The 8,292-nt window shown below is 71.1% G+C and carries 7 protein-coding genes; all 7 read left to right on the forward strand.

Going from position 1 to position 8,292, the window contains the following annotated elements; all coding sequences use genetic code 11:
* Positions 1-147 precede the first annotated feature (147 nt).
* From EOINJALH_RS28770 to prmB, 7 genes are read left to right on the forward strand one after another with little or no spacing between them, the layout of a single operon-like run.
* Entirely contained in the window at positions 148-999 is an 852-nt protein-coding gene (locus EOINJALH_RS28770; RefSeq protein ID WP_088286735.1) for an ABC transporter substrate-binding protein, read from the forward strand.
* 10 nt (positions 1,000-1,009) lie between these two features.
* Complete coding sequence (locus EOINJALH_RS28775; RefSeq protein ID WP_088286737.1) at positions 1,010-2,851, forward strand: gamma-glutamyltransferase family protein; 1,842 nt, start codon at positions 1,010-1,012, stop codon at positions 2,849-2,851.
* Positions 2,852-2,905: 54 nt separating this feature from the next.
* Positions 2,906-4,123, forward strand: a complete 1,218-nt coding sequence (gene dapC, locus EOINJALH_RS28780) for a succinyldiaminopimelate transaminase (protein ID WP_088286739.1) — start codon at positions 2,906-2,908, stop codon at positions 4,121-4,123.
* Positions 4,124-4,127: 4 nt separating this feature from the next.
* Positions 4,128-4,952 (forward strand): 2,3,4,5-tetrahydropyridine-2,6-dicarboxylate N-succinyltransferase, encoded by an 825-nt coding sequence (gene dapD / locus EOINJALH_RS28785; RefSeq protein ID WP_088286740.1) that lies wholly within the window; start codon positions 4,128-4,130, stop codon positions 4,950-4,952.
* 40 nt (positions 4,953-4,992) lie between these two features.
* On the forward strand, positions 4,993-6,183 hold the full coding sequence (locus tag EOINJALH_RS28790; RefSeq protein ID WP_088286742.1) for a PilT/PilU family type 4a pilus ATPase: 1,191 nt from the start codon (positions 4,993-4,995) through the stop codon (positions 6,181-6,183).
* A 10-nt stretch (positions 6,184-6,193) separates the two neighbouring features.
* Entirely contained in the window at positions 6,194-7,342 is a 1,149-nt protein-coding gene (dapE, locus tag EOINJALH_RS28795; protein ID WP_088286743.1) for a succinyl-diaminopimelate desuccinylase, read from the forward strand.
* On the forward strand, positions 7,339-8,214 hold the full coding sequence (gene prmB, locus EOINJALH_RS28800) for a 50S ribosomal protein L3 N(5)-glutamine methyltransferase (RefSeq protein ID WP_088286745.1): 876 nt from the start codon (positions 7,339-7,341) through the stop codon (positions 8,212-8,214). The genes dapE and prmB overlap by 4 nt, the downstream gene beginning before the upstream one ends.
* Positions 8,215-8,292: the final 78 nt, after the last annotated feature.

Consider the following 8,292-nt stretch of genomic DNA (forward strand, 5'->3'; position numbering starts at 1 on the left):
CAGATGAAACGACAGGCTGGCGCGCAAACATCGGTGGCATGCAGGTGAGCGGCGTCCGCCGACGCGGACCGATGCCCGGCCTTGTATCACGGCAGACACAGGCCGACCTCGGGGCAAGGCCGTTCGGGCGGGTGTCACACTTCAGGCATGAGTGGCCTGCCCCATCGCATCGTCTGCCTGACCGAAGAGCCCACCGAGGTGCTTTACGCGCTGGGCGAATCCGACCGCATCGTGGGCATCTCCGGGTTCACCGTGAGGCCGGCCCGGGCCCGGCACGAGAAGCCGCGCGTCAGTGCGTTCACCAGCGCAAAGATCGACCGCATCCTCGATCTGCGGCCCGACCTGGCGATCGGCTTCTCCGACATGCAGGCCGACGTGGCCGCGGCACTGATCCGCGCTGGCGTCGAGGTGTGGATCAGCAACCACCGATCGGTCGACGGCATCCTGGGCTACGTGCGGCGGCTGGGCGCGCTGGTGGGTTGCGCTGCCCGGGCCGACGCGTACGCGGCCGAACTGGCCGAGTCGATGGAGGCCGTGCGCCGGGCGGCTGCGGCCTGGCCTCGGCGGCCGCGCGTCTATTTCGAGGAATGGGACGAACCCGCCATCAGCGCCATCCAGTGGGTGAGCGAACTGATCGGCATCGCCGGCGGCGACGACATCTTCCCGCAGCGAGCCGCGGCGCCGCTGGGCCGCGACCGCATCGTGGCCGACCCGATGGAGGTGGTGCGCGCGGCGCCCGACCTGATCATCGGCTCGTGGTGTGGCAAGAAGTTCCGGCCCGAGCGCGTGGCGGCCCGGCCGGGCTGGGACACGATCCCGGCCGTGCGCGACGGCCGCCTTCACGAGATCAAGTCGCCGCTGATCCTTCAGCCCGGCCCGGCCGCCTTGACCGAGGGCCTGCAGTCGCTGCACCGCCTGATCGGCGACTGGGTGCACGACGCACCGAACCTGGTCGACGGCAAGGTGCGTGGCCGCACGCTCGTCGACACCAGCCGCTGAAGGATTGGCCATGGCTGCCGGACAAAGCCGACCGCAACCCAGGCCGGCCCGGGCCCGGGCCGCGCTGGGGCCTCTGGCATGGCTGATCGGGGCCCTGCTGTCGGGCTGCGCCGGGCCGGCGGTGAAGCCCCCGACCGCGGCCTCCCCGGTGCCCGAGGCGGCATCCGGGCTCACTGCCAAGCCCGGCTGGGCCACACGCCGATTCGCGGTCGCCGCGGCCAATCCGCTGGCCACCGAGGCCGGCGACCGCATCCTTCGCGCGGGCGGGTCGGCGCTCGATGCGGCGGTGGCGGTGCAGATGGTGCTGGCCCTGGTCGAACCGCAGTCCAGCGGCCTGGGTGGCGGCGCGTTCCTGCTGCATTGGGACGGTCAACAGGTGCAGGCCTGGGACGGGCGCGAAACGGCCCCGGCGGGCGCCGACGAGCGGCTCTTGCTGGGCCCCGATGGACGGCCGCTGCCGCTTCCCCAGGCGGTGGCCAGCGGACGCGCCGTGGGCGTGCCGGGTGCGGTGCGCATGCTCGAGGCGGCCCACCGCCAGCACGGCCGGCTGCCGTGGGCCACCTTGTTCGAGCCGGCGATCGCGCTGGCCGAGCAGGGGTTCCCGGTCAGTGCCCGCCTGCACACGATGCTGCAGGCGGCCGATCACCTGCGACGGGATGCCCGCGCCGCACGCTTTTTCTTCCTGCCCGACGGCCAACCGCTGCCGATCGACCATCGGCTGCGCAACCCGGCGCTGGCCCAGGTGCTGCGGTCGATCGCCCGCCAGGGCAGCAGCGCCTTGCACGACGGGCCGGTGGCTGCCGACATCGTGGCCCGGGTGCAGGGCCATGCCACCCTGCCCGGCCGCATGACGGCCGCAGACCTCGCGGCTTACCAACCCGTCCGGCGGGAACCGCTGTGCACGGACTGGCAAACGAGCTACCGCATCTGCGGCATGCCGCCGCCGTCGTCGGGCCACCTGACGGTGATGCAGATCCTCGGCCTCGTGGACCACGCGTCGGTGGCAGCGCCGGCGCTGCAGGACGGCATCCCCTCGGCCGCCTGGCTGCACACCTACACCGAGGCCGCGCGCCTGGCCTACGCCGACCGCAACCAGTACATCGCCGACCCCGATTTCACCGCGCCCCCCGGCGGCGACTGGCGCAGCCTGCTCGGTGCCGACTACCTGCGGCAGCGCGCCGGCCTCATCGGCCCGACCTCGATGACGTCGGCGCGGCCCGGCACGCCAGCGGTTGTGCGCGTCGCGTACGGCACCTCCGCGGAATCGCCCGAGCACGGCACCAGCCACCTCAGCATCGTCGACGCCGACGGCCGCGCCGTCGCGATGACCACCACCATCGAGGCCGCCTGGGGCTCCGGTCTGTTGTCCGACGGTGGCAGCGGCCTGCCCGGCGGCTTCCTGCTCAACAACCAGCTCACCGACTTCTCGCCCGAGCCTGCCGACGCGCAAGGGCGGCCCATCGCCAACCGCGTGCAGGCCGGCAAGCGGCCCCGCTCGAGCATGAGCCCCACGCTGGTGTTCGACCGCCGCGATGGCCGGCTGCTGATGAGCCTGGGCTCGCCCGGCGGCGCCACCATCATCCACTTCGTCGCGAAGACGCTGATCGGCAGCTTCGACTGGGGGCTCGATGCGCAACGCGCGATCGACCTGCCGAACTTCGGCAGCCTGAACGGCCCGACGCTGCTCGAGCGGGGGCGGTTCCCGGCGTCGACGGTCGATGCGCTGAGGGCGCGCGGCCACACGGTGCTGGAGGTCGACCTCCCAAGCGGCCTGCAGGCGATCCAGCGCACGCCGACAGGCTGGTTCGGCGGCGCCGACCCACGCCGCGAAGGCGTGGTGATGGGCGACTGACGCGCCCGTCGGTGGCGCTGCGGGCGCCAGGCCCTCGGCCGCGATAATCGCGCGATGAATCCGCTGCTCGACCGGCTCCAGCCCTACCCCTTCGAACGCCTGCGCCAGCTCACCCGGGACATCGTCCCGAACCCGGCGCTGCGGCCGATCAGCCTGGGCATCGGCGAGCCGCGCCACCCTGCGCCCGAGCTGGTGCGCCAGGCACTGGTCGGCGGCATGGCCGGCCTGTCGGTCTACCCGCCCACGCTGGGCACGCCGGCCCTGCGCGAGGCCATGGCCGGCTGGGTGCAGCGTCGCTACGGGCTGGCACTGGACCCCGCCACCCAGGTGCTGCCGGTGTGCGGCTCGCGCGAGGCGCTGTTCGCCCTGGCGCAGACGGTGGTCGACGCCACGAAGGCGGGTGCCACCGTCGTCTGCCCGAACCCGTTCTACCAGATCTACGAAGGCGCCGCGCTGCTGGCCGGGGCCGACACCGCCTTCGCCAACAGCGACCCGGCACGCAACTTCGCCGCCGACTGGTCGCAGATCGACGAGGCCACCTGGTCGCGCACCCAGTTGTTGTACACCTGCTCGCCAGGCAACCCGTCGGGTGCGGTGATGCCGCTGGATGAGTGGGCGCGCCTGTTCGAACTGAGCGACCGCCACGGTTTCGTGATCGCCAGCGACGAGTGCTATTCCGAGATCTACTTCCGCGACGAGCCGCCGCTGGGGGCCCTGGAAGCGGCCGTCCAACTGGGCCGCAGCGACTTTCGCAACCTGGTGGTCTTCACCTCGCTGTCCAAGCGCAGCAACGTGCCAGGCCTGCGATCGGGCTTCGTCGCCGGTGACGCCACGGTGCTGAAGGCGTTCCTGCTGTACCGCACCTACCATGGCTCGGCGATGAGCCCGCTGGTGCAGCAGGCCAGCATCGCCGCCTGGAACGACGAGGCCCACGTGGTCGACAACCGCGCGCTGTACCGGGCCAAGTTCGCGCAGGTGACGCCGCTGCTGGCCAGCGTGCTGGACGTTCGGCTGCCCGACGCCGGCTTCTACCTCTGGGCCGCCGTGCCGGGCCAGGGCGGTCCGGGCGATGACATTGCTTACGCCCGCCAGTTGCTCGCTCAATACAATGTGGCGGTGCTGCCGGGCAGCCTGCTGGCCCGCGACGCGCATGGCACCAACCCTGGCCGCGGCCGCATCCGCATGGCGCTGGTGGCCACCACCGAGGAATGCCTCGAGGCCGCGCACCGCATCGTCGAATTCACCCGTTCCACCCAAGCCCCATCGAGCTGACCCAATGACCCAGCAACTGCAGACCCTCATCGACCTGGCCTGGGAAGGCCGCGCCAGCCTCGGCCCGGCGTCCGCCGACCCGGCCATCCGCGACGCGGTGGACCACGTCATCTCCGACCTCAACGCCGGGCGCCTGCGCGTGGCCGAGCGCCAGGGCGTGGGCCAGTGGACCGTCAACCAGTGGGTCAAGAAGGCCGTGCTGCTGAGCTTCCGCCTGAAGGACAACCACGTCGTCCGCGCCGGCGACCTGAGCTACTTCGACAAGGTCGAGACCAAGTTCGCCCACGTCAGCGAAGAAGCGATGCGCGAGACCGGCATCCGCGTGGTGCCGCCGGCCGTGGCCCGGCGCGGCAGCTACATCGCGAAGAACGTGGTGCTGATGCCCAGCTACGTCAACATCGGTGCCTACGTCGACGAGGGCACGATGGTCGACACCTGGGCCACCGTGGGGTCCTGCGCCCAGATCGGCAAGAACGTGCACCTGTCGGGCGGCGTCGGCATCGGCGGCGTGCTCGAGCCGCTGCAGGCCAACCCCACCATCATCGAGGACAACTGCTTCATCGGTGCCCGTTCCGAGGTGGTGGAAGGCGTGATCGTCGAGGAGAACTCGGTGCTGGGCATGGGCGTGTACCTCGGCCAGAGCACGCCCATCTACAACCGCGACACCGACGAGGTGAGCTATGGCCGCGTGCCCAGCGGTTCGGTCGTGGTGAGTGGCAGCCTGCCCAAGGCCGGCGGCAAGTACAACCTGTACTGCGCGGTGATCGTCAAGCGGGTGGACGCCCAGACCCGCGCCAAGACCAGCATCAACGACCTGCTGCGGCCCTGAGCCCCGGCCCCACGCAGTACTCACCACGGGAGGGGATCGCATGAGCGGCAACATGGAGAAGGTGCTCCGGCTGATGGCCGAGAAGCACGCGTCCGACGTGTACCTGTCGGCGAACATGCCGATCCTCATCAAGATCCACGGCCAGGTGCTGCAGTTGTCCGACCAGGTTCTTTCGCCGCAGCAGCCGCGCCAGTTGCTGGCCGAGTTGCTGCCGCCCCGCCAGATGGAAGAGCTCGACGAGACCTGCGAGCTGAACCTGGCCGTCGGCATCGACAAGGTCGGCAGCTTCCGGCTGTCGGCCTTCAAGCAGCGCGGCACGATCGCCGCGGTGTTCCGCCACATCCCGCATGTGATCCCGACGCTCGATTCGCTCAACGTGCCCGATATCCTGGGCACGCTGGTGCTCGAGAAACGCGGCCTGATCCTGATGGTCGGCGCCACCGGCACCGGCAAGAGCACGACGCTGGCGTCCATGCTCGACCTGCGCAACCGCAACCTGGCGGGCCACATCCTCACCATCGAGGAGCCGATCGAGTACCTGTTCACCAGCAAGAAGTCGGTGGTCAACCAGCGCGAGGTCGGCCGCGACACCAACTCGCTGCAGGTGGCGCTGAAGAACGCACTGCGCCAGGCGCCCGACTGCATCATGATCGGCGAAATCCGCGACCGCGAGACCATGACCGCGGCGCTGAGCTATGCCCTGTCGGGCCACCTGGTGCTGGCCACCCTGCACGCCAACAACAGCTACCACGCGCTCGGCCGGATCCTGTCGTTCTACACGCCCGAGGCGCGCCCGGTGCTGCTGGGCGACCTGGCTGCCGGCCTGCGCGCCATCTCCTCGCAGCGCCTGCTGCGCGCCAACACCGGCGGCCGCCTGCCGGCGATGGAGGTCATGCTCAACACCAAGCTGGTGGCCGAGATGATCGAGAAGGGCGACTTCGGCGGCGTCAAGGAAGCGATGGAGAAGTCGCTGGCCGAAGGCTCGATGACCTTCGAGCAGGACATCGCGCGTCTCATCAACGAGGGCCTGGTCAGCCGAGACGAAGGCCTGGCCTACGCCGATTCGCCGACCAACCTGATGTGGCGCCTGCAGAACGATCTCACGCCGGCCAACCGCGCCGCGCCCCGCAAGGAAGAGTCCGACCAGGCCGTGTTCACCGAGTACAGCGTGGACATCTACCCCGAGGGCACCGCGCCGCGCAAGGCCAACATCTTCGGGCGTGCCGAATGAGGCGTCAGGAATGAGCGGCGACACCCTGCGACTGCTCGAGGCGCTGATCGCCCGCCCTTCGGTCACGCCCGACGACGCCGGCTGCCAGGCGCTGGTGGCCGCGCGTGTCGAGCCGCTGGGCTTCCATTGCGAGACGATGGCCTGCGGCCCCGAGGGCGCGCGCGTCACCAACCTGTGGGCCACGCACCGCGGCCAGCGGCCTGGCCCCACCGTCGTGCTGGCCGGCCACACCGACGTGGTGCCGTCGGGCCCGGTGGCGCAGTGGACCAGCGACCCCTTCGTGCCGCACCACCGCGACGGTCGGCTCTACGGCCGCGGCGCCGCCGACATGAAGACCTCGATCGCCGCGATGACCGTGGCCGCCGAGGAGTTCGTCCGGGCCCGGCCCGATCACGCCGGCACGCTGGCGCTGCTGTTCACCAGCGACGAGGAAGGCCCCTCGGTCGACGGCACCGTGCGCGTCGTCGAGGCGCTGCAGGCCCGCGGCCAGCGGCTCGACTGCTGCATCGTCGGTGAGCCCACCTCGGTCGAGCGGCTCGGCGACATGGTCAAGAACGGCCGCCGCGGCTCGCTGTCGGCGCGCCTCGTGGTGCAGGGCATCCAGGGCCACGTGGCCTACCCGCAATTGGCCCGCAACCCGGTGCACCAGCTGGCGCCGGCGTTGGCCGAACTGGCCGCCACCGGCTGGGACGCCGGCAACGAGCACTTTCCGCCCACCACCTGGCAGGTGTCGAACCTGCAGGCCGGTACGGGGGCGCTGAACGTCATCCCGGGCGAGGCGGTGGTGGACTTCAACTTCCGCTTTTCCACCGAATCGACCCCCGAATCGCTGAAGGCCCGGGTCGAGGCGGTGCTGCAGCGCCACGGCCTGTCGTACACCCTGGCCTGGACCCTGGGCGGCTCGCCCTTCCTCACCCGGCCGGGACACCTGAGCGAGGCGCTGGCCGCCGCCATCACCGCCGAAACCGGCGTGCAGCCCGTGCTGTCCACCACCGGCGGCACCAGCGATGGCCGCTACATCGCGCGCCTGTGCGAGCAGGTCGTCGAGTTCGGCCCCATCAACGCCACCATCCACAAGATCGACGAATGCGTGAACGTGGCCGACATCGAACCCTTGAAGAACATCTACCGGCGCACGCTGGAGGCGCTGCTGCCATGACCCTGCGCGACACCATCGAGCAGATGAGCGCCCGCCTCGAATCGGCGGGCGTTTCGTTTGGGCATGGCACCACCAATGCGTACGACGAGGCCGCGTGGCTGGTGCTGTGGCGGTTGGGCGTGCCGCTGCATGCGCTGGACGATCACGCCGACGACCTGCTGTCGCCCCAGCAGATGGCGGCAGTGGCCGAACTGGTCGACCGCCGCATCGCCACGCGACGACCCGCCGCCTACCTGACTGGCGAAGCCTGGCTGCAGGGCGTGCCCTTCACCGTGGACGAGCGCGCCATCGTGCCGCGATCGCTGATCGCCGAGGTGCTGGCCGACGGCACGCTCGATGCCTGGCTGAGCGACCAGACCCACCGGGTGCTCGACCTGTGCACCGGCAACGGCAGCCTGGCGGTGCTGGCCGCCATGGCCTGGCCCGAGGTGGCCGTGGACGCCGCCGACCTGAGCGCCGACGCGCTGGCCGTGGCCCGGCTCAACGTCGCGCGCCATGGCCTGGCCGACCGCATCCGCCTGGTGCAGGGCGACGGCCTGGCCGCGGTCGCCGGGCTCCGATACGACCTGGTGCTGTGCAATCCGCCCTACGTCAACAGCGACTCGATGGCCCGCCTGCCGGCCGAGTACCGCGCCGAGCCTGCACTCGCCCTGGCTGGCGGCGCTGACGGCATGGACTTCATCCGCCGGCTGCTGCGCGATGCGCCGAGCCACCTGAACGACGGCGCCGTGCTGGTGCTCGAGATCGGCCACGAACGCGAACACTTCGAACGTGCCTTCCCGGCACTCGAGCCGGTGTGGCTGCCCACCAGCGCTGGCGACGACCAGGTGCTGCTGCTCACCCCGGACACCTTCGCCGCCCGCCGACCATGACGCCGCGCGCGGCCCTGCCAGCCGCACCTGGACTGCCCGTCCCCCACGCCGGCACCCGCCGACCCCGCCTTCCCCGAA

Source organism: Ideonella sp. A 288 (assembly GCF_002198735.1).
Classification (GTDB): domain Bacteria; phylum Pseudomonadota; class Gammaproteobacteria; order Burkholderiales; family Burkholderiaceae_C; genus Pseudaquabacterium.